Origin of the sequence: Bacillus sp. 3103sda1, assembly GCF_024159135.1 — a bacterium.
GTDB classification, from domain to species: Bacteria; Bacillota; Bacilli; order Bacillales; family Bacillaceae_G; genus Bacillus_A; species Bacillus_A rhizoplanae.
The window spans coordinates 851498-874080 of the sequence record NZ_JAMYWS010000001.1 but is presented as its reverse complement, the minus strand read 5'-3'; the positions used below and the strand labels follow the sequence as shown (position 1 = coordinate 874080).

21 protein-coding genes and 1 pseudogene are annotated in these 22583 nt (G+C 35.7%); 6 read left to right on the top strand and 16 right to left on the bottom strand.

The features are described 5' to 3' along the window. Positions 1–96 precede the first annotated feature (96 nt). A complete protein-coding gene (locus NKR74_RS04470; protein ID WP_253628749.1) occupies positions 97–987 on the top strand; it encodes a LysR family transcriptional regulator in 891 nt (296 codons plus the stop codon). Between the two features lie 354 nt (positions 988–1341). Here NKR74_RS04470 and NKR74_RS04465 read toward each other — a convergent pair whose 3' ends face one another. The 3 genes from NKR74_RS04465 to NKR74_RS04455 all read right to left on the bottom strand — a co-directional run bounded on the left by NKR74_RS04465 (position 1342) and on the right by NKR74_RS04455 (position 4642). Further along, positions 1342–2319, bottom strand: coding sequence for an ornithine cyclodeaminase family protein (locus tag NKR74_RS04465; RefSeq protein ID WP_253628748.1), 978 nt, complete (start codon positions 2317–2319; stop codon positions 1342–1344). After that, positions 2313–3563: a dicarboxylate/amino acid:cation symporter gene (locus NKR74_RS04460; protein ID WP_253628747.1), complete on the bottom strand. Its 1251-nt coding sequence runs from the start codon at positions 3561–3563 to the stop codon at positions 2313–2315. Before NKR74_RS04460 ends, NKR74_RS04465 begins: the two co-directional genes overlap by 7 nt. Before the next feature lie 74 nt (positions 3564–3637). Further along, the gene (locus NKR74_RS04455; RefSeq protein WP_253628746.1) at positions 3638–4642 is read right to left on the bottom strand and encodes a proline racemase family protein; all 1005 of its coding nucleotides are present in this window, start codon (positions 4640–4642) and stop codon (positions 3638–3640) included. A gap of 225 nt (positions 4643–4867) precedes the next feature. Between NKR74_RS04455 and NKR74_RS04450 the strand changes: the two genes are divergently transcribed. Then, a complete protein-coding gene (locus NKR74_RS04450; protein ID WP_253628745.1) occupies positions 4868–6265 on the top strand; it encodes a sigma-54 interaction domain-containing protein in 1398 nt (465 codons plus the stop codon). A gap of 209 nt (positions 6266–6474) precedes the next feature. Here NKR74_RS04450 and NKR74_RS24040 read toward each other — a convergent pair whose 3' ends face one another. From NKR74_RS24040 to NKR74_RS04440, 3 genes are all read right to left on the bottom strand, one after another. Continuing rightward, positions 6475–6600, bottom strand: coding sequence for a topoisomerase DNA-binding C4 zinc finger domain-containing protein (locus NKR74_RS24040; protein WP_375337646.1), 126 nt, complete (start codon positions 6598–6600; stop codon positions 6475–6477). Beyond that, complete coding sequence (locus NKR74_RS04445) at positions 6576–7265, bottom strand: nuclease-related domain-containing protein (RefSeq protein ID WP_253628744.1); 690 nt, start codon at positions 7263–7265, stop codon at positions 6576–6578. Before NKR74_RS04445 ends, NKR74_RS24040 begins: the two co-directional genes overlap by 25 nt. Before the next feature lie 428 nt (positions 7266–7693). Then, complete coding sequence (locus NKR74_RS04440) at positions 7694–7969, bottom strand: winged-helix domain-containing protein (RefSeq protein WP_253628743.1); 276 nt, start codon at positions 7967–7969, stop codon at positions 7694–7696. A gap of 725 nt (positions 7970–8694) precedes the next feature. Between NKR74_RS04440 and NKR74_RS04435 the strand changes: the two genes are divergently transcribed. Continuing rightward, entirely contained in the window at positions 8695–9072 is a 378-nt protein-coding gene (locus tag NKR74_RS04435; RefSeq protein WP_253628742.1) for a TM2 domain-containing protein, read from the top strand. 410 nt (positions 9073–9482) lie between these two features. Here the strand turns inward: NKR74_RS04435 and NKR74_RS04430 are convergent, their stop codons facing one another. Then, positions 9483–10349, bottom strand: a complete 867-nt coding sequence (locus NKR74_RS04430; protein ID WP_253628741.1) for a DMT family transporter — start codon at positions 10347–10349, stop codon at positions 9483–9485. Between the two features lie 142 nt (positions 10350–10491). Between NKR74_RS04430 and NKR74_RS04425 the strand changes: the two genes are divergently transcribed. Beyond that, positions 10492–11400 carry a LysR family transcriptional regulator gene (locus NKR74_RS04425; RefSeq protein WP_253628740.1) on the top strand — a complete coding sequence of 303 codons (909 nt, stop codon included), beginning with the start codon at positions 10492–10494 and terminating at the stop codon, positions 11398–11400. A 140-nt stretch (positions 11401–11540) separates the two neighbouring features. Here the strand turns inward: NKR74_RS04425 and NKR74_RS04420 are convergent, their stop codons facing one another. The 4 genes from NKR74_RS04420 to NKR74_RS04405 are packed head-to-tail and all read right to left on the bottom strand — an operon-like array spanning position 11541 to position 15318. Beyond that, the gene (locus NKR74_RS04420; protein ID WP_253628739.1) at positions 11541–12509 is read right to left on the bottom strand and encodes a sugar phosphate isomerase/epimerase family protein; all 969 of its coding nucleotides are present in this window, start codon (positions 12507–12509) and stop codon (positions 11541–11543) included. 1 nt (position 12510) lies between these two features. Then, positions 12511–13524 (bottom strand): Gfo/Idh/MocA family protein, encoded by a 1014-nt coding sequence (locus NKR74_RS04415; RefSeq protein WP_253628738.1) that lies wholly within the window; start codon positions 13522–13524, stop codon positions 12511–12513. A 12-nt stretch (positions 13525–13536) separates the two neighbouring features. Continuing rightward, positions 13537–14562 (bottom strand): Gfo/Idh/MocA family protein, encoded by a 1026-nt coding sequence (locus NKR74_RS04410; RefSeq protein ID WP_253628737.1) that lies wholly within the window; start codon positions 14560–14562, stop codon positions 13537–13539. 24 nt (positions 14563–14586) lie between these two features. Further along, positions 14587–15318 (bottom strand): ThuA domain-containing protein, encoded by a 732-nt coding sequence (locus NKR74_RS04405; protein ID WP_253628736.1) that lies wholly within the window; start codon positions 15316–15318, stop codon positions 14587–14589. Between the two features lie 198 nt (positions 15319–15516). Here NKR74_RS04405 and NKR74_RS04400 point away from each other — a divergent pair, with 198 nt between their 5' ends. Then, the gene (locus tag NKR74_RS04400; RefSeq protein ID WP_253628735.1) at positions 15517–16434 is read left to right on the top strand and encodes an AraC family transcriptional regulator; all 918 of its coding nucleotides are present in this window, start codon (positions 15517–15519) and stop codon (positions 16432–16434) included. Between the two features lie 479 nt (positions 16435–16913). Beyond that, complete coding sequence (locus tag NKR74_RS04395) at positions 16914–18365, top strand: RNA-guided endonuclease InsQ/TnpB family protein (protein ID WP_253628734.1); 1452 nt, start codon at positions 16914–16916, stop codon at positions 18363–18365. Here NKR74_RS04395 and mce read toward each other — a convergent pair. The 5 genes and pseudogenes from mce to NKR74_RS04370 form a co-directional block, all read right to left on the bottom strand. After that, entirely contained in the window at positions 18351–18818 is a 468-nt protein-coding gene (gene mce / locus NKR74_RS04390) for a methylmalonyl-CoA epimerase (protein ID WP_230574244.1), read from the bottom strand. The genes NKR74_RS04395 and mce overlap by 15 nt on opposite strands. A 622-nt stretch (positions 18819–19440) precedes the next feature. Then, the gene (imm47, locus tag NKR74_RS04385; protein WP_253628733.1) at positions 19441–20238 is read right to left on the bottom strand and encodes an Imm47 family immunity protein; all 798 of its coding nucleotides are present in this window, start codon (positions 20236–20238) and stop codon (positions 19441–19443) included. A gap of 209 nt (positions 20239–20447) precedes the next feature. Then, positions 20448–20852, bottom strand: coding sequence for an immunity 22 family protein (locus NKR74_RS04380; protein ID WP_253628732.1), 405 nt, complete (start codon positions 20850–20852; stop codon positions 20448–20450). A gap of 526 nt (positions 20853–21378) precedes the next feature. After that, a complete protein-coding gene (locus tag NKR74_RS04375; RefSeq protein WP_253628731.1) occupies positions 21379–21819 on the bottom strand; it encodes an SMI1/KNR4 family protein in 441 nt (146 codons plus the stop codon). Beyond that, positions 21819–22265, bottom strand: a pseudogene (locus NKR74_RS04370) (LXG family T7SS effector ribonuclease toxin YxiD); the annotation flags it as partial. The gene NKR74_RS04375 and the pseudogene NKR74_RS04370, both read right to left, overlap by 1 nt. Positions 22266–22583: the final 318 nt, after the last annotated feature.

Genomic DNA, 22583 nt, shown 5'->3' with positions numbered 1-22583 from the left:
TTATTCCACTCCTTTTTGTTACCCATATACAATCATAAGACAATATTATATAATGAATCAAATTAATATATTTTATATTTACATGAGGTGTTGCTCATGACCATTACCCAATTAGTGGTTTTTGTTAAGGTTGTAGAAACAAAAAGTTTTACAAAGGCTGGAGAAGAATTGAATATGACACAATCAGCGGTAAGTCATGCGATTAAAGGGCTGGAATCAGAACTTGGTGTAATTCTTTTGATTCGTGATCGTCGACGTGGTTTGCTCTTATCTGAAGTTGGAAAGCGGATTCTCATACATTCTCGGGAAGTTCTTAATCGCTTGCGACATATTGAACAGGAGGCAGCTACAGCCTCAGGAATGGATGTTGGCTCCATTAGAATCGGAAGTTTCCCAAGTGCTTCCCTTCATTTACTGCCTAAAATGATAGCCGCTTTTCAGTTACAATATCCAAAGGTAGAAATTATACTTTTCGATGGGACTTTTCAGGAGGTAAAAGAGTGGCTGTTGTCTCGTGTTGTTGATATTGGCTTTTCTTCCATACCAGATTCTGAATTGGATTTTATTCCACTGATAAAGGATAAAATGGTGGTTGCATTCCCAGAAGGACATCCATTGGTTGAGCATGATTATATCACATTAAAAGTTCTGGAAAATGAACCATTAATTATGACAAAGTTAGGATCTGAAGAAATCGTGGGGAATATGTTTAAGGAAGCAAATTTAGAACCAAACATTCGGTTTGAAGTACAGGACGGTGGGACGATTATGAACATGGTAAAAGAAGGTCTTGGTATCACGATTGGACCGGAATTAGCGCTTCCTATCAACATGTCGGGCGTTAAAATTCGTGAAATCAAACCTACTGTATGGCGGACAATTGGACTGTCTTGTCCTTTTATTAAAGAAGCTCCTCCCGCAGTAAAAGCACTAATAAATGTAGCATCTGACATATGGGACGGAGGGACAGGTACCTTGTCCTATTAAAAAAATACCATGACTTGAAGTTCCTATCTGGGGTACCACCACATCGCCATCAAGCTAAGAAATTCATTGTTCCCCAAAACGAAAAAATATTCCACAATATGTGATAAAAAAGGATAGATAAAGTCATAATGCTTTATCTATCCTTTCTGTACTACAAATGCTTACATTCACTACTTCATAATAGAAGTTTCTATTTTTATTTTCAGACATCCTATATTTCTTACATCATAAAAATTTTAATTAAGGTTTGGTGTATTTCAAAGGTGGTAAGCCATCATGTTTTAATAATTTCAAATTTCACGCTACAGCATGCTTCCCTCGTTGTTACGATGATAAAATTTTTCCAGCTACACTTCACAACTCAACCCTAGTCCCCACCTTATTCTTGATAGCTTTCTCATAAAAATACTTCGCCACCACAATATCCACAACGGCCAGTCCAACAGATTTAAATACGGTAATTTCTTGATCGCTTTCCCTGCCAGTTCGTTCACCGCTTATAATTTGTCCGAGTTCTGCGTGAATATCGCTTTCTTTGAAAACTCCTTCTTGTATTGGAATTTGCAGGTCACCGGTTTCTTCTAGTGCCGCTTCTTTTGATTCGACTACTACTTTGTGAGCTGAGGAAATGACATGAGACGGTAGTTCTTGCATCGTCGGCCGGAATGAACCAACAGCATTTACGTGAACGCCAGGTTTTAATGTGTCTGTGAAAACTGGTGTTAAGGAGTTCGTTGTTGTGACAACGATATCTGCTTCGCGTACTGCTTCATTCGCATCTGCGTATATGTAGACAGGTTTATTGAATTTCTCCTTAATATACTCGGCGAACTCGGCAGCTTTTTGTTCTGTTCGGTTATAGAGCATAATGTTTTCAATGTCTCGCACAGCGAGCATGGCCTCAGCAAGTCCTTTCGCTTGTTCCCCTGTGCCGATGATGCATAAGTTTTTCGCATTTTGGCGAGCTAAGTATTTTGTCGCTACACCGGATAAGGCTCCCGTTCGAATCATCGTTAAATATGAACCTTCTAAAAGGGCGAGCGGTTCTCCTGTTTGAAAATCAGATAGCATGACAACGCCGTTGATTGTTTTCTTTCCTATTTTAGGATTGTTTGGCGCTACTGTTACTACTTTTAATCCAAGTGCACCAAGGCCTTCAGCTACTGAAGGCATCATTAATGCGGTATTTTGTGAATTAGAAAATGGCAAAGAGTAGCGAATCGGAGTGATCGTTCTTTCTGCAGAAAACTCTTTTAAAGCAATTGCTGCATATTCAATTACTTCATTCATATCTACTAAACTTCTTTGTTCAGCTGCATTTATGACTAACATATTACCTCGTCCTTTCCTGAGTCTTTCTCTAATACTTCACTTGAAAATTCAGATGCCATATTTTTATTCACGAACTGTGCTCCTACTAGGTCTCCTGTAATATTTACAACTGTGTGTCCCATATCTACAAGTGGAGAAACAGCAGCAATTATAGGAATAACTGTAAGAGGAAGTCCTAACGTGGAAAGCAAAATGGTCGCAGTAATGACATCTGCGCCTTTTACTCCTGCACATCCCGCCGCAAGTACGATCCCTAGAAATACAGTTTGTACAATAAGACCGAACGTAATCGGGACGCCGTACAAGTTTAATGCAAAAATTGCTAGAACACCTAGGGCTGCAGATAATCCATTCATATTAACTGTAGCACCGAGCGGAATTGTAAAACCAGCTATTTGCTCAGATATATGAAGTCTTTTTTGGGCTACCCCCATCGTTACAGGAAGCGTAGCGCTGCTTGATGTTGTACTGGCAGCTACAAGCATAGCTGGGCTCACTTGTTTGTAAAAATGGATTGGACTAATCTTCCCAAACGTTTTCAATATAATTGGGTACATAACCAACAAAATAAGCAGTAACGACAAGAAATCGGCTACTACATAGCTAACGACTGCCGTAAGCATGTCAGCTCCAAATGTGCCGACAACATTAGCGATTAGTGCCATAATGCCGTAAGGGGCAAATCCAATAACGAGTTCAGCAATTTTAATCATCAATGTCGATCCTTCATGGGCTAATTTACGAATTCCTTTTGTTTGATCTCCAAGTAAAATCAGTGCTATACCGACAAAAATGGCGAAGATAATAATTTGAAGCATATTCGTTTCTGCAGCCGCTTGAATGACGTTCGAAGGAAACCACTGGGTGATGTTATCTATAAAATTAAACTTTTCTGCCTTAAACTCCTTCCCGCTCTCAAGAAGACCCGCTACTCCTTTGCCAGGGTTAATGAGAAAGGCCATTGCTACACCAATGCTTGTCGCCAATATGGCGGTTACTCCATAATAAATGAAAATTCTAACCCCGATTGATTTTAACATTTTCGGATTTTCTAACTGGGCAATTCCCGATACAATACTTAAAAACGTCAGTGGCACGATAATCATTTGTAATAAACGGATAAAGATATCACCAATTGGTTTTAAAACGACAACTTTCGGTCCCAAAGTTATTCCTAGTAAAATCCCAATCAATGCCCCTATTAAAATTTTTATAGGTAAATTCTGTTTCCTCCACCACTTCATCCTGAGTACCCCCTTTGTAATTCGTTCCCCCTTACAAGAAGAGTTGTTTTCTAAATAGAAAACAACTCCAAACATTACGCCAATAAAAAGCCTTGTTTTAACGGATCCCTTGGATCCATCACAAATTGGTGGAATCCTGTAATAAATGCCTGACCAGTCACTTTTGGAATGATTGCCTCATATTCACCTACTTTTGACGATGACAACACTTCTCCAACAAATTGTCCGTCAGTAATGCATTCATGGACGAAACTTCCGCCTTCTTGTAGAATCCCATTTTCAACAAGTGTTGCAAGTCTAGCTGAAGTACCCGTGCCGCAAGGAGAGCGATCTACTTGCCCATCCGCAAAAATAGTTACATTTCGTAACGTCGCATCTTTTCCATTTGGTTCATCTGAAAAGATAACGCCGTATATTTCTTTTAAATCTTCTTCGAGAGGATGTTTTACTTCCATTTGACTTTCAATGTAATGTTTAATTTTCCCGCCCCATGTTTGAATAGCAGATAAATCTTTAAAGTTTACTTTTAAGCCAAATTCTTTACTGTCTACAACAGCATAGAAAGCTCCGCCAAAAGCAATGTCTACTTGAAATTCATAGCCATCAATTTTTACAGGAACATCTTTCTTGTAAACGAAAGAAGGAACATTTTCAAATGTCACGGATTCCACTTGGTTTCCACTATATTTTGCATACGCGATAACCTCTCCTGCCGGGCTATCAATAATGAATTTTTGTTCTTCTCCTGTCACTTCAAACATGCCAGTTTCAATTCCTACTGTGATTACAGCAACAATTCCATGGCCGCACATTGTACTCCAGCCTTCATTATGCATAAACAATACCCCAAAATCGGCATGGGGACTTGCAGGCGGCGTAATAATACAACCGTACATACCATGATGTCCTCTCGGTTCATACATCAAAACTTCACGAAGATGATCCAAGTGCTCCATACAATAAGCTCGTCTTTCTAATTGTGTGTTTCCTTTTATCACCGGTAATCCGCCTGTAATAATACGTAACGGTTCTCCCGCTACATGTGCATCAATTGTTGTGTACATTTTGCTAATATTCATTTCTTGTCCCTCCGTTATTTGTACTCTCATATGAGACGCTTGGTATTTTAAAAGTGCCTTACTTTTTTATTAGCAAGTACCGTGCCAATCTCCATAACATGCAATTTTATTAATATTCAGTTAATTATGTTTACATTTTTTCAAAAAAGATGTATCCTTTTGGCAACAAATTTGTCTACTAATGTCTACTTTCTTTTACACTAAACTATAAAAGAGGTGATATGTTTGAACCAAACTGATGTCTTTGCGATTCCTACATTACATACACTGCTCTCTTCTGTAGAGGAAGCTATTTCTATTGTAGATACGGAGGGAGTAATGCTTTATTGGAATGAAGCAGCAGAAAAAATGTATGACATAAAGAAAGAGGATATTATCGGAAGGAATGTTCAAGAATTCTTTTTAAAGGAAGATATTATGAATCTAAAAGTTCTCGAGAGCCAGCAACCGGTTCGAGATCTCTATCACCTCCCGCGTCCAGATAAGCATGTGCTGATTAGTACAACCCCGATTTATAATGAAAACAATGAACTAATTGGCTCTATGTCCGTTGAAAAAGATATCACCGCTACGATTAAATTAAACGAAAAGTTATCCTCTACATCTGAAGAACTGCAGCAACTAAAGCAACAAATCATTCAAAATAATAGAGACGATCCATTCAGCAATATAAAAGGAAACAATGCAACAATCCAGCATATTATTCATGATATGAAAAAAGTAGCGAATACAGATGCAACCATTTTAATTACTGGGGAAAGCGGTGTTGGGAAAGAGCTGTTTGCACAAGCCATCCATGAAGCAAGTTCCAGAAGCAAAAAAGCATTTATTCCTATTAATTGCGGTGCCATCCCGAATGCTTTGTTTGAGAGTGAATTATTTGGTTATGAATCGGGAGCATATACCGGAGCTGCAAAAGGAGGAAAACTAGGAAAACTAGAATTAGCAGATGGAGGTACCTTATTTTTAGATGAAGTCGGAGAACTTCCACTTGATATGCAAGTTAAACTACTAAGGGCTTTGCAAGAAAAAGAGATTTATCGAATCGGCGGACAAACACCAAAGAAAATTAACGTAAGAATTATAGCCGCAACAAATCGTATATTAGAAGATATGGTGGCAAGCGGAATATTTCGATCTGATTTATTTTACCGGCTAAACGTATTTAGTACATGCATCCCTCCGCTTCGGGAACGAATGGATGACATTGCTTACTTAACTCACCATTTCTTAAAAGAATTTTCTTTCAAATATAACAAGCCAGTTCCTTTCATTCATCAAGAAGCAACGAAACTATTAAATAACTATTCTTGGCCAGGCAACATTCGCGAGTTACGTAATATCACGGAAAGACTCATTGTACTTCACGAAGGCAGTAAAATATGTGAACCAGACATTCTCCGGTTATTAACACAAACAAAAGCCTTTTCACAACCGGTTGGCCAAGCTGTCCTTTCACTTACCGATGAGAAAGAAAGTCTAGAAAAAACTCGCATTCTACAAACCCTTCAAAACACCTATGGGAACAAAAGCATCGCTGCAAAAAAATTAGGAATGTCACGAGCGAATTTGTATAAGAAGATGAAGAAGTATGGGATTGTATTTGGTAAAAAAGAGTATTGATACGATGTCCATAGATGCTAAAAATTTCTCTTATTATTTGTGATTTATCTACTGTTTTTCTAATAGTAATGTGAAAGTAGTATGCATCATTATATTGAATAAAAAAACTCCAACTTACTTCTGCCAAGTTGGAGTTTCACTTATCTTTCTATTACTCTATTCTTTTCATTTTCGAGTACTGAATTTCGAATGTACTCACAAAAATTCGTTCAATTCACCTTCCTTTTCCCTAAGGACAACTGCGCCGTATACCGACAAGAAAGAAAATTACTACACCCTAAAAAAGCCCCTTTTGAACCTTTTCGTTGGACTAAATTTCCATTACACCTTGGCAAATGTAATTCTGAACCTTTCGTTTTGCGTCTTGCTTGTTCGTCCGAATGTTTTCTACGTGCTGTTTTTTTATATTCTTGTCAGTGATATTAGCTTGCTGAAGTTTATGATAGATTTCGTTCATTTGACTTGGTGAAAGAATTTGTTCTATATGATTGCGAATATAGGTAACTACTTCATAAAAATAGACGGCATATACGTAAGAAGAAGTAACGTTAATCTTTTTCAACTTACTCGAATGACTGAATGTTATTAGGGAAATGAATGGAATATCCTCATTATTCAATACATACTGTATCGCTTTAATATGGCCGTAATTTTGCCAAACGGGATTATGAAACTTTTCTTTCTTTTTAAAAATAACTTGCGTCCATTTCGGATCCCGTTCGTTTCCAAATATCCAACCGTTATAATTCTTTGTTTCTATGACAAAAATACCCGCTCGTGATATAACAATATGATCAATTTGCGTCGTTTTTCCCTTTTCTGTTCTCAAAGTGATATCATGCATAACAAAATATTCTTTCGAATCTAGTTTAGATAAGTATTTCTGAACTTTTTTCTCCCCAGTTCTCCCTTTTATTTTAGAATAGTTTACTGCAACATAAATCGTTGCCCCTATGCTTAAAAACATAAATAGAAACGCTGCGAACATAAAGATTACCATGGCTCTTTGAATTCTCCCCTTTTCGTTTAATATTCTTACATACCGTAAAATAATTTAGCTAAATGAACGGATTCCAGAGATTGCAATCGCAGCTTCAAATACACCGCGCCATCCTTTAACCGACCTTACTTGGATATACATGTAAAGATTACTATATTATTCATATTAGATGTCTACTTTCTTTTTTCACCATTTATATATAAATTCAATCATTTCCCACATATCACTCAAATGAATACCCACCAAATAAAAAACCCCTGAATCATGAATTTTTTCAAAGTGTCCATAATTCGGGATTCAATTCATATGAGGGCGTACATCCTCTTTTTATTACAATCGCTTAATCTAATACCTTTTGTAAGAAGAGAACAGGGAGTAACTATTCGTAAGAATGTCTTCCTAAAAAAAGAGCCTTAATTGGCTCTTTTTTAGTGTAATACTTCTTCATCCAGTATTTTCAACTTGTTTTGTACATCTTTCAACTCCTGCTTTCCATTTGAAGTAATGGAATAAGTTGATTCTTGAGAGGATGTTAAAAATTGTTCGCTAGCTAAATGCTGTAACTGTTGTTGTATTTCATTTTCACTAACTTGGTACCCATGTTTTTCAAGTTCCTGTTTCATTTGGTTAGTTGAAATGCTTTGTTCATTTGCGTGATATAACATATGAATTCGAATGAAGTTATCTTGAAAATCCTTATGCATGATTATCCCCCTACCTTGTATTTTGTTCATTATTACCATTCCTTATTTTGTAGAAGGATATGTAACACTGTTTACAAATTATCTTAAATGAAGTTCTAAGTTGTTTCATTTTCGGATAGCGAATAATTAATAATAGCTATTCTAGTATAACTGAAGGGTTATCATCTAATATAGCTAATACTCTATTAGGTACCCAGCCCTTCTCACCCTGTGTGGTATGAACAAAACTCCATTCATTGAGTTCCAATTCTTTTTCGACTAACATACTAGGAGTAACAGTCAATTCGTGTGCGGAATAGTCTGTTAACGCAGTCGCGATTTGTTCCTCATCTAACGTCCACAGACGATCTTATCGGCTTCCAGAACGATGAGAAAGACGAATTATTAGCTTTATTAAGCGATATTAAAGAGCATATGAAGAACTAGAAGACGGCCGTCAGCAAGGCAAATTCGCCTGACAAGTATCTTTGTATGCGGAAATGTTTCGGAAAAACAATGATATTCTATGATGAAAATATAATGTTGTGTTTCTGTTGATTTCATCATAAAAGAGAAGTTTTCCAATATCTAATGATAAGATTTTACATGATTTTACCAATTAAACCAATGAGAGCTACTGCTCTCTTTTCTTTGTTTTTATTCGATAAAATTCGACAATATATAAACACTCTGTTATTCTAATTTAGAAATCTTACATTTTTTCAATTAAAAAAGGAGAGAATCAAATGAAGTCTAAAGGTGTTGCATATTTGCTACATATTTTCTTAGGTTGGTTAGGAGCTGGACGTTTCTATGTAGGAGATATCGGTATGGGTATACTTAATTTACTTACAATTGGTGGATTTGGTTTCTTATGGGTTATCGATCTATTCTTGTTAAGTGGACGGGTAGACTATAAGAATGCTATGTTCATGGCACGTCAAGCAAGTGCGCAAGCGAGCAGTACTAACGTAAATAATAACAATGTTAATGTGACAATCGATGCTACTGCTCTACAAAACTTACAAGCGGCAGCTGCTGCAAATCCAACTGTTGCACAACCACAGGCTGTGCCAGTAGAACAACCAAAAGAAGAAGTTAACTTAACTAAACCTAGATTCTAAGGCGCTCATTCGAGTGCCTTTTCTTATAGGGGTACTGACGCATACCCCTCAAGTTAAAGACTTGAAATCACCCTAAAACAAGTATTTTGTGCATTTAACTATTCAAAATGACCACCATATTGAATAAACCATGCCCCCAACAAAAAACACTAAACCTAAAGCTAAAACAATAAAAGCGAGTGTTGCATTTTTATTATTTTCCATAAAATTGTCTCCTTGTAATTTTTTATTTTGTTTCATTTTTTATACTAAAAAACCTTTAGTTGTAATTATGGCTAAAGGTTGCGATTATCATACTTCTCAATTTATGAAAAAGAAGAAGCAGGCCGAACCTGCTTTCTTTTTTAACCTGTTAAAAGGTACTACTAGCAAATATCAGTAAATACACATTTGTACAGAGAACATTAATTCTAAGATATATTCTTAAGCGATTGCTTTAAAACAATACGATGTCTTTCAAATATTATTAAACCTCCTACTATAATGAGAAGCACTCCTATTAATTGCATACCACTTGGTATCTTCCCCCAAAATAACCAAGAAAACAGAAATCCAAATATTACTGAACTATACATCAATGATGAGACCATATTAGGATGTAGATATTTTAAGACGTAGGATAGGCACTGTTGAGACGCTACACTCGTAAAGGCTATACCTAATAACAACCAAATCCCTTTCATATTGAAGTGTTGTTCGGTGCTTATCATATAAAAGAATGATATTACAGTAGAAAAGATAAAAAAATAAAAGACAATACTAAAGCTGTTTTCAGTTCTACGTAGCGTTCTTATAGTAACGTTTGAGGCGGCTGAACAAACAGCGGACAATAAAGCTAAGATAGAAGCTAAATTCAGATAGCCAGTAGTATTTGGATTGATCGTAATATAAACTCCTACAAAACCTACAAGAACCCCTAAGAGTACGTGTTTTGCAATCTTTTCTTTAAAGAATAAAAATAAAATAAGCGGGATGAAAAAAGGATAAGTAGAATTAAGTGCTAAAGCATTCTCTACCGGTATAAATTGCAATGAGATCGTATACAAGGTAAACATTAAAAATCCAAAGAAACCTCTTAATAAGTGCAGCAAAGGAACGCTTGTTTTAATTTTTGGCCTCCCTGTTACAAAGTAAATAGGGACAAGCATGGCTAGAGCTGAAAAAAAGCGAAAAAAGGTAATAGTTGGTTCATTTGCATATGCATAGGCCATTTTTATAAAAACAGACATCAACGAATACAAAAAACCTGCTAAAATTGTTATTATGAAATACCGCAATGTCAAAACCTCCTTGTTTCTTAAAGAGTCCATTTTTAACTTTCAAAAGCATGTAATGAGAGTATATAACATCATCATTTGTGATGGATAATATCTATTTATGATATTTATATAAGCAATACTTATATAAAAGGAGCTTAAAATGAACCTTGAACAAATGGAATATGTAAAAGAAGTATCAAGAACTCAATCTATCTCACTTGCAGCGCAGAATCTACACGTTTCACAAGCTGCAGTGAGTCAATCTATTTCTTTACTTGAAAAGGAATTAGGTGTGAAATTATTTGTCCGATCTCGTTTGGGTACTACCCCAACTGAAGAGGGTAAGAACATTATTAGAAAAGCACTTGAAATTATAAAAAAGGTGGAAGAACTAAAAGGAGAAGCGCAATCTTTAACCTCTCTATATACGGGAGAATTAAAAATTGCAGCTATACCTAGTTTATTTATGACCTTATTACCTAAAACATTATCTATGTTTAAAAATGACTGTCCGCAGGTGAAAATTTCTATCAAAGAAATGGGAGGAAAAGAAATTATTGAAGATGTTAAGCAACATAAAATGGATCTTGGGTTAATTATATTAAACGAACAATCGTTACTGAATTCACAAGATCACCTTATTTTTCAACCTCTATTTCGAGGAGAGATGAGAGCTTGCGTGCATAAAGATTCTCCGCTAGCTTTCAGTAGTAAATTGAAAATTCAAGAGATGTTAGATTATCCGTTTGTCTTATATGGTGGTCATAATTGGGAGACGTCTATTCGACAATTTGAAAAGAAATATGGGTCTATGAATATTCTATTTACTTCTAACAATTCTGAAGTGATCAAAAAAACTGTTTCAGAGGGGCTCGCTGTCAGCCTGTTAACAGATTTCATGTTAAGAAACGACCCCTATGTAGAAAACGGAAATATTGTCCCTATTCCTTTAATTGATTACGAACCAGCTACAATTTCGTTTGGATGGATATATTCAAAAGATAGTTCACGGATAAATGTCATTAAAAAATTTTTAGAGTATTTACACCTCTACGTTCATCAATTTTAAAAGCTCGAAAATTTACAGTACGCATAAAAAAAGAGGGATAACGACGTATAAGTGTCATTATCCCTTTCATATTCATATAGTTCTCATAAATCACTGGGGGGTACTTTAAAATCTTATTGCACATTCCCCCATTTCACCACTTACACCCACCACATTTGCGACGGTGTTTCTTCTATTAATACACTTTGCAGATTTGTAACCGCACGTTTAAATCCTTCTTCAATCGACATGATTGGATCTTCATGTTCGATGCTTATTACGTAGTCATATCCGTACGTGCGAAGTGCACTCATCATATTTGACCACTCTTTCATATCATGGCCGCATCCGACTGATCGAAATGTCCACGCGCGCGTTTGTACTTCTCCATACGGCTGCATATCTGTTAGGCCATACATATTAATATTATCTTGATCTAAGTAAGTGTCCTTTGCATGAAAATGATGAATCGCATTTTCTTTCGCTAAAATTTTAATGGCTCCGACAGGGTCGATGCCTTGCCACCATAGATGACTTGGATCTAAGTTGGCGCCGATTGCTTTGCTTGTTTTTTCACGAAGTTTTAATAATGTATACGGTGTGTGCACTAAAAATCCGCCGTGCAATTCTAAACCAATTTTCACGTTATGTTTTTCTGCGTATTCTCCGAGCTCTTTCCAATAAGGGAGGAGCTTATGTTCCCACTGCCAAGTTAATACATCCGCATATTCATTTGGCCACGGGGTAACAGGCCAGTTTGGATATTTCGCTCCCTCGTGATCCCCTGCTGTTCCAGAAAAACAGTTTACGACCGGCACGTTTAATAGCGACGCTAATTGAATTGTTTTACGAAGTGTATCGTCAGACTCTTTCGCAAATCCTTCTTCCGGTGAGATTGGATTGCCGTGACAGCTAAATGCACTAATGATTAGCCCTCGGTCTGTTACTTTTTTAAGATAAGCTTCTCTTTTGTCCTTATCTTCAAGCAGTTCATCTAGCGGGCAATGATGATTTCCAGGATAGCAGCCTGTTCCAATTTCAACAGCGTGAAGACCTGCTGCTTTTACTTTATCTAACATCTCTTCAAATGAATGATCTGCAAATAACACAGTAAATACACCTAGTTTCATTTTATTTCCCCCCTGTTTTACTAGTGTCATATATTTCATCGATAATAGCTGATACTTGCAGCGCTTCTTCCGGTTTCACTACTAACTCAGCATTTCCTTTGCAGGCATCAATGAAGTTTTTAGCCTGCATGAAACTATAATCCTCTTCTCCCTCTATCCAAGCTGCCGTACTGTTCATCAACATGCCGTTTTTCGCTTTGTAAAGTTCAAGTGGAAAAACGTTAATCCCTCCGTCTACTCCGGAAATGCTAACATGTTCTTCGTCAGCTTCAATATTGGCAGACCAAGACGTTTCGAGCAGCAATGAAGCACCGTTTTCGAATTTCATATAAGCGGTTACATGATCATCCACATGAAATGTCTCATGATCAAATGTTCCCCATTGATTTAACTGATTCGGTGTTTTACTTAATTCGTTGTACGCACTGCCAAGAACGGCTGTATGTTTTGGGTTTCCCATTAGCCAAAGAGATAAATCAAGTAAATGGCAGCCATAATCTATTAAACTTCCTCCGCCTTGCAGTTCTTTATTCGTAAATACTCCCCACCCAGGAACTTTGCGGCGCCGCATCGCTTTTACGCGCGCTACGAGAGGACGGCCTACTTCTGTCATCATTCTTTTTGCGGCTTGTGCTTCTTTCATAAAACGATAATGATAGGCAATTGCTAGTTTTCTATCTGCTTTTTGGGAAGCTTCCAGCATCTCTTCGCACTGCTGCTTAGACAGTGCCATTGGTTTCTCGCATAATACATGAACGCCTGCTTGCAAAGTTGCAATCGCAATTTCAGCATGGAATGCATTTGGCGTACAAATACATACAGCATCTACTTCTGTAAGCATATCTTTATAATTAGCAAATACATGCGGGATATGATACTCGTTCGCAACCTCTCTCGCTCTTTTACTATTAATATCGCTCACACCCCAAATAACGCATTCATCACCTAGCTGTTTAAACGCTGGAATATGCCGCCCGGTGGCAATTCCCCCTGCTCCAATTATGCCGATTCTCACGGTATTCACCTCTTATACACGTCTAATTTGTTTTGTTTTGCTTGATTGTAAAGCTGCTAAAATGACAGCAAGAGATTTTAACCCTTCTTCACCTGGAACAGCTGGTTCTTCATCATGCAAAATTGCTTGTATAAACTCTTCAATCACGTGAGAGTTACTTTGTCCGCCTTCCTCATTCGACTGAATTTTCCCTAGCTCATAATTGACAACTTCTCCTGTCGCATATTGAACAATTAATGAATAAATTGGATGTTCTTCTAGACGAAGAATTGCTTTTTCACCATAAATAATCGTTGAGTTGTCTTCTTTCCCCGTATAAGCCCAGCTTGCTGCAAGTGTTCCAATGACACCACTTTCCGTTTTTAATACACATACTGCGTTATCATCAACATCAGCGAAATCTTTTGCATGACTTTCAACAAATGCTCCAACTTCTACAAATTCTTCTCCGAGTAAGTAACGAAGTAAATCTGTTTTGTGAACGCCTAGGTCTCCCATCGCCCCAATAAGCGCTTCTTCTTTTTTAAAGAACCAGCTTTCTTTACCGTCCGCGCTCCACCCTTCCGGTCCACTATGGCCAAAAGCTGTGCGGAAGCTATATACTTTGCCTATTTCACCATTTTTAATCAGCTCACGAGCCTTTTGATGAGATGCGACAAAGCGCTGATTGTGTCCAATCATTAGTTTTTTACCGTTTGTTTTAGCTGCTTCAATCATTGCTTTTGCCTCTTCTTCTGATGTGGCCATCGGTTTTTCACATAATACATGAACACCGCTGTTTAAAGCTGCAATCGAAATAGGCGCATGTAGATAGTTTGGTGTACATACACTCACCGCGTCCACAGTGCCGCTGGCTAACAGCTCTTCGTAATTTGTATACGCTTTTGCGCCATATTGCTTTGCTACGCAATTTACACGTTCTTCATTTACATCACAAACTGCGACTAGTTCTACATTTTCATTGAATGTATATTCTGGTAAATGACGATACTTTGCAATACTTCCACAACCAATAACCGCTACTTTTATTTTCTCCATGACCTTTATCCCCTTTGTTTCAATTTACTTATTCGTTTTTACAGCAATTTGTTCAAGCGGCTTGGCATTACCGTAGACAGGGCGTTTTCTTTCTACTGGCTTTGCCCATTGAATTGCATTTATGATCACGCGTTGAATCTCCTTATTATGGTACGTTGGGTACGTTTCATGTCCTGGTCTAAAATAGAACACTTTGCCGTTCCCTCTTTTATATGTGCAGCCGCTTCTAAAAACTTCTCCGCCTTCAAACCAGCTTGTAAATACCAATTCATCCGGTGCTGGAATGTCAAAATGCTCACCGTACATTTCTTCACGTTCAAGTTCAATAAACTCTGAAATCCCTTCTGCAATTGGATGACTTGGCTCTATAACCCATAAACGTTCTTTTTCATCCGCTTCACGCCATTTTAAATCGCAGCTTGTACCCATTAACGTTTTGAAAATCTTCGAGAAATGACCTGAATGCAAAACAATTAATCCCATTCCACCTAATACACGTTGTTTTACTTTTTCAACGATTTCATCTGCGACTTCTTCATGTGCCATATGTCCCCACCATACTAATACATCCGTTTGATGTAATACTTCATCTGTTAATCCATGTTCTGGCTCATCTAAAGTAGCCGTTTTCACCTCGAATCCTGCTTTCGTTAAAAATTCTGCAATTGTACCATGAATCCCATTCGGATATATTTCACTTACAACAGGATTTATTTGTTCGTGTCGATTTTCATTCCATACAGTTACTTTTAACATTGTGACAACACCCCTTTTTTTATTTATTTGTGATTAGTATAGAAAAGATAAGGAATGAAGGATATGCTTAATTTAGCTGTCTTTTTATTCAAAAGTGTCATCATTTTTTTGGTTATTAAAAATCGAAAGAGAAAATAAGAAGAATTATGATATGTTTTATTTACAAAAGTGGCATGTTCTAAAGGGGAGAAATTGCGTATGACTTTAATAAAAAACGATTTAGAAGTGATTAATGAAAAAGTCATTTATCAAAATCCGTTGCTGTTTCTAAAAATATGGGAAATTAATATGAAAAAACATCATTTCAGTACGATAGAGAAACACCCTTGGCATTATCATAAAGAAGTAGAATTTATTGCCGTCGTTGAAGGAAATTTGGGGATACAAAGTAAAAACGAGTATGTTGTAATGGGCCCTGGCGATGTCATCGTTTTAGGGGCGTCCCAACCACATCGTTCTCATAAACCGCTGATGGACGATTTACGATATGTAGTGTTTCAAATCGATTTAGGGAAACACTTCGATGAAAGTATCATGCCATACATATACTGTTTCTCTGAACAAACAAAACCTTTGAATGAAATAAACTATATTTTTGAAGAAAAACAAACTGTAAGAGATGAAATATATACTCTAATCATGGAAATCTTTCAGGAGTCACAAACACAAATGAGAGGATATGAAATTGCCATTAGTTCTGCGATTAAGCGAATGATGCTATTACTCTTAAGAAATGATACACGCAACATATTAAACTATACAGAGGGAATTGGTCTGAACCGCTTGCGGCCAGTTCTTGAATACGTAGACAAACATTTGGAAGATAAGATTACTGTAGAAGAAGCTTGCTCATTACTAGGACTCAGCTACCATTATTTTATAAAGTACTTCAAAAAAGTTATCGGTACTTCATTTATTGATTACGTTAATTATAAGCGAATAAAAAAAGCTGAATGTTTATTAATGACAAGTGATCTTAGTATTACAAATGTAGGTTATGAGGTTGGTATCTCTAACATGGCTCAGTTCTATAAGCTTTTTAAAAGGTATAATCAATGCTCTCCAAAAGAATTTAAACAACGCATGCAAAATGAATTGGAAGCTAAAAAAGAATGAACAAAGTACGCTAAATTCGTTGGACTTGCAATTTCAGTTTCTACTAGTTTAACAGTAGAGTATGCATATTGTGTGAAATCAGGATAGCTCACGGTTTGTCCTTTCTTATTTGTATATACCTAAGTTCCATCCTCATCTTTTTTTATCCATTTCTCTGGAATAGGCGAGTGTGGTGGCTTAGTAGCAAGCTGTTCCATCCTTTCCCGTACCCTATGTTGTAATCTTAAAATAAAAAGCACTTGTTGCCTATAGGAGACAATCAAGTGCTTTAAGTTCATGTATTTTTAAATGGTTTCAAGTTTATAAATTTTATCGAAAATTGGCAAGAAAACCCCACCTTCAAAACGTGTAGGGCATAGTCCAGTTTAAGGTGGGGATGAATTGCCGTCGCATTTGTAAAAATATTTTCACACCAATACGAATATATGTTCTTTTTTGGTGTTTTGTAGTATCATGAAGGAAAGAAGGGGGTGAAAATGATGACGAAAGAAAAGGAATATGCAACCTATCAAATTTGGATCAAGAAAGGTCATAAGTTATACTCTTACTTCCTAGACATGTGCCAAAATGCAAAAAATCTCTACAATACAACAAACTTCTATATTCGCCAAGTGTATACGGCCTTACGTACTGATCAACCATTACAGCCACTTCAACAAGAGGTCCTCCATACATTACAAATGTACATCGAAACCATGAATGAAAATCAACTTCGTGCGTACCAAAAACGTGTGCAAAAACAGAAAGAAAAACCTGTTAAAGAACAGAAAGACATAAAATGTAACTTGTTTATATTACCGACAAAAGAGAAATCGTTCCTATCGTATCATTTCTTAGATTGCTTATTTAAAACAATGAAACAACAAGATTATATGAACTTGCCAGCGCAAACGAATCAAGCAGTTATGAAGAAGCTATATCAAAACTGGAAATCATTCTTCGCTTCCATCAAGGCATACCAAAAACATCCTTCCACTTTTACGGGCAGACCTCGCATTCCCAAATATATTAAATCACCTATGAAAGAAATTGTATTCACGAATCAAGTATGTAAACTCCAAGAGAAGTACATTCGTTTTCCAAAAACAAGCATAAAATTAAATATCGGTAAATTGTTTGGGCGGATTGGCAATCTCAAAGAGGTACGTGTTTCTCCTGCTTATGGGAAGTTTAAGGTGGAAATTGTGACAGAACAATCTGAGCTATCACCTGAGTATGTAGACAATCACCGCTACATGAGTATTGATTTAGGAATTAATAACATTGCAACTATCACAACGAATACAGGGGCCAATCCTGTGTTAGTAAAAGGCAATGTCATCAAAAGCATTAATCAATACTACAACAAGCAAAAGGCTCATTTACTGGGGATTCTTCGTCATGGAAAAGAACCAAAAGAAGAACCACACACATCAAAGCGGTTAGAAAGGCTTCACGAAAAACGGTTTCTCAAGATAAAAGATCTCTTTCATAAAATGAGTTATCACATTGTTCAGCTGGCAATTCAACATGAGATCTCTATGATTGTGATTGGGAAAAATACATCATGGAAACAAAACAGTGATATGGGGAAAAAACAGAATCAATCCTTCTGTCATATCCCACATAATCTATTCATTGAAATGATCACCTATAAGGCGAATCGACAAGGTATTACTGTACAAGTAGTGGAGGAATCGTATACAAGTAAAGCATCCTTTCTAGACAATGATGCAATCCCCAATTACGGTGGGAAAAACATTCCTCTATTCAGTGGAAAACGGATTACACGTGGATTGTATCGTACGAAAGAGAATCTTCTACTAAACGCAGATGTGAATGGTTCCTATAACATCTTAAAAAAAGCAGTTCCAAAGGCGTTTGCCGATGGAATAGAGGGGTTGTGCCATCAGGCAGCTGTGTCAACTCCACTCGTGTTAAGCATCTTTTGAAGGTGATACACGAGAAACCCCCACTTCAAGATCCGAAGGAGATAAGTGGCGGGAGTTTTCATCACATAATTCGTACAATGTACCATATGTTGATTTTGGATGAATAAAAGCAATTTGCGCGCCTTGTGCACCAGTTCGAGGTAATTCATCAATCATCTGTATTCCATTTTGCTTTATATACTGAATTCTTTGTTTAATCGATTGGACTCCAAATGCTATATGATGAATACCCTCACCACGTTTTTGAATAAATTGTGCAATTGCACTTTTGTTACTTAGTGGCTCTAACAATTCTAGTTTACTTTCTCCTACTACTAAAAAAGCTACTTTTACTTGTTGAGATTGTACTTCTTCTATTCCTAAAAGTTTCAATTTTAATATCTCTGTATAAAATGGCAAAACTGATTCTATAGATTGTACCGCAATTCCGATATGGTCAATTTTCTCAATCACTTACTACCCTCCTTTTAAAATAGCCCATCCGTTTTGTTTTTTATTATTATATTTCTCATTAATTTTTTATTCGTCATACAGACTCTTCCTTCTTGGAATCTATGACTTAACTTAGTAATCCCTCCATATGACCATACTAACTTCGGACAAAATTTAAAAATAATAATTATGAAAATTCAACTTAAAATTTTGTACTATTTTATATTTCTATAGTCAATCCCATCCAACTAATTCCTACACCAGCTGAAAGGACCAGAATCTTATCTCTCTTTCTTATTAGCATATTCTTAAACCTATTATATAAATTGAACTGCACCCCAATTGTTAGACTTTGTCTAACAATTGGGGTGCAGTTCAATGAATTAAATCTTCAAAGTGAATTTTCTTTTTTACATTTAACAATACAAGAAACCATATTCTGTATTATGCAGTGATGTAAATTATACTCATTCATCAAATTACAAAAGGGATTTTCCCCTACAATCTGAATTGAGATTATATTATTTAAAATTCATGCACAAAGCCAAAAGCATTTTTAATATGCCGTGCACGTCACTTATTTTAATCTTATAGTTATAAAACATTCTTTTCCGTTCAAAACCTAACAACAAAATAGATAAAATTAATCAATTAGCATTCCATAAAAATATTTTCTTCCCGCTTGCCATTCCATATTAGATAAAGTTTTAACATAAGCTATAACTTTTAGATATTTTGTTTCATCTATAACATCTTTATAGCTTACTGGGCACTTTATACCACTCCATGTTGATAATAATGTTGGCGACATATCAATTCCTAACACTTTTCCAGTATTTAAAGAACTAATAGATGTCTCAATTAATTCTTTTGCTAAATCTCCTGGAAAAGCAGGTTTTCTAAAGTAATAATAGTCTTTGGGATTTATTTCTTCAATTACTTTAATATAGTGCTCTCCAATTTCTTCAACCGAAGCGTTTTCACCTAATAGTCTCTCGTATTTTAGATATATTTCAAGAGAATTTCTAATAACTTCCTCTACATTTGTATCTTCCCACTCTTCTAATAAAGCTAGTAAAAAAGGGATAACATTATATGACATGACATCTAGGGAACAAGAGGCAAAAGTCCAAGCAGTATCTTCGGATGCATCAGATAAGAAATTAAAATTATTAACTTCCAATAAGTCTTTATGAGTTGCAATAGAACAAAATAATCTGATACATAAATTCAAAACACTCTCCTCATCAGTAGAGTTAAGCAACTCTATTAAAAGTTTTTTGACTGAAAAATCACCCACTTTTAGCAATTCATTAATCAATAGCACACAATCGTTTTCAGAGGTTACTTGTGTTAATAATTCCTTTGCTTTTACAACTTCATTTTTATCTAGCACATCCCCATACCAAATATCATTCATTAAATTTATATTCTTGCTCATATGCATCCCCCTATTTACTTCGTAAACCTTCTTCCGTACCCTATGTTGTAATCTTAAAATAAAAAGCACTTGTTGCCTATCGTAAACAATCAAGTGCTTAAGTTCATGTGTTTTTAAATGGCTTTTTTATCATGTTAGAGTGACCGTATAACATCTTTTATATGTCGTGACAAGTAGTATCTCAATCAATTATACCTATACATTTTAAACTATTCATCCCATTCCTCGTATACAACTGACCCCATATAAATTAAATTTCCACTTTTAAATTTAACTTCATCTATATCTCCATCGTACTCAAAATCATATAATCTAATAACAGAATCATAGCTTTCTGGTAATTCTTCTCCGTAATGTTCAACAAATTGTGGTAAAATTTCTGCTTCGTAAGAGGAACCACGTAAAAGCAAGGTCAAAGATGTAGCGGAATCCTCTATAAAGGTGCTCTCTAATAAATCTTGGTTATAATCAATAAAATCAATATTAAAATCTCTCATGAACTTAGATGGAATTCTATCTCCAACTTCATCAAACTTAATTTCAACATATTCTTTTAGATTTTGCTTAATTCCAAAATTGCCTATCCATAAAGACATTACGCCTGGATTTTCCATAACGACTCCCCCCTATATACAAATTATAGTAACATCCACTTATCTTAAACCTTTAGGTAGTGAATTTATTCCACCTTTCATTCTAAAATGCAAAAAGCACTCGTTACCTTTAGTTGACAATGAAGTGCTTTAAGTTCATATGTTTTTAAGTAGCATTAAATTTGTAAGTTTTGTAGTAACAGTATGAAACCTTTTATATGTCGTGACAAGTGTTACGTTAAAACTTACGAGTTTGTGCGAGTTCGTTAATTTAATATACATTCCATGTGTTTATATTCTTCGCCCAGTAAAATGTCATCTCGCCTATTTAACATATTATTTTTACAAACTAAGTATTAAAACAATATACCTTGATGGTACAACCATCATAAGTTTTGAATTTCTGGATACCGTCAACTATGTTGTCCTTTCCATAAATTATTTATTTGTTTACCTTATATTTCTCCCATTAACTTTCCTTTCCTACTTAAACAAAAAACCTTGAAAAGCGTAAAACCATTCAAGGTATGAGTTTTATTATCGTCCTTTAATCAGCTAGTAACTCCAAGTAATATTTATCATTTTCTTCTATCTTTCTTAAAAATTCTTCAAGAGAAGTCGCAATTTGAATATCATAATAGTAAACTGCACTTCTATTATTTTCATTCAATTCTATTGACATTAAAGCTGATTCGCTGCCTTCAAAAAATATTAGTTTGTTATTCTCAAATTCATCATAGATTTCTATGTCGGGATAAAACTCAAAATCATTAACTCTTAATCGAAAATCTCTTACCGAATAAGGGTCCATAATACGATTAATATTAAACTCTGAACCTTTAATAAATCCGTAACCAACCTCTATATAAAAATTAACTAACTCCTTAGGAAATTTTAAATCGAGTTCCTTCTCAACCTCTTTTATTTCGTTTTCAGTCACTGGATAAAAACTATTTTCTTGGTTTGCCTTAATAAATTCATAGCTCATTATTTTTTACCTCCTTTAAATAGTGTATTTGCTGGTGAACCTTTTCCATGAATACCAGCTTGATGCTCATTTGGGAATTTTGCAGGATGCATATTCCACCATTCATGTTCTCCTCCAAAAGTATTTTCAATTATATGATGAGCATCATACTTATCTCCTTGTTTCCTAATTATTTTACCTGTTTTTTCTGAAATAACATTTTCATTATACACAGGCCACTTTTGCCCAGTATTTTCTTCCCATTCTTTAATTACTTTATTTTTTACTTTGTCAAATTCTGCCCTATGCTTAGCTGTTTCTATTGGTGACATTTTTTCATATTCTTTATTTCTTAAAGCTTCCTTCAACTTCTCTATTTGGTTTTTAGGTAACTCTCTACCTGTTCGTCCTTCTATATCTCTAATATATTTTTTTATTGTATCAGAATCTATTTTATTACCCGTACCCTTAGCAAGAGAACCTTCTACACTCTTTATCTTATCATCTATAATCTTACTACTCTCCGTATGATGCTTATTGACCCATTCGGTAACCCTTCCTGGTCCTCCAGCTTGCTTCGCTGCCAATGTACCGTTTCCAGCTGGTTCGTAGCCCCTGAAGGTAAAGCTAATACATGCTTAACACACTCGGCCATTTTTCTGTCAAGCTGATATGCTTTTTGATTTCCGCATATTACAACAAACTACATTTTCAAATCAATTAAATAGTATGTACGATAGAAATAACCTTCACGATTAATTTTTCCATTTGCATATAAAAAAACA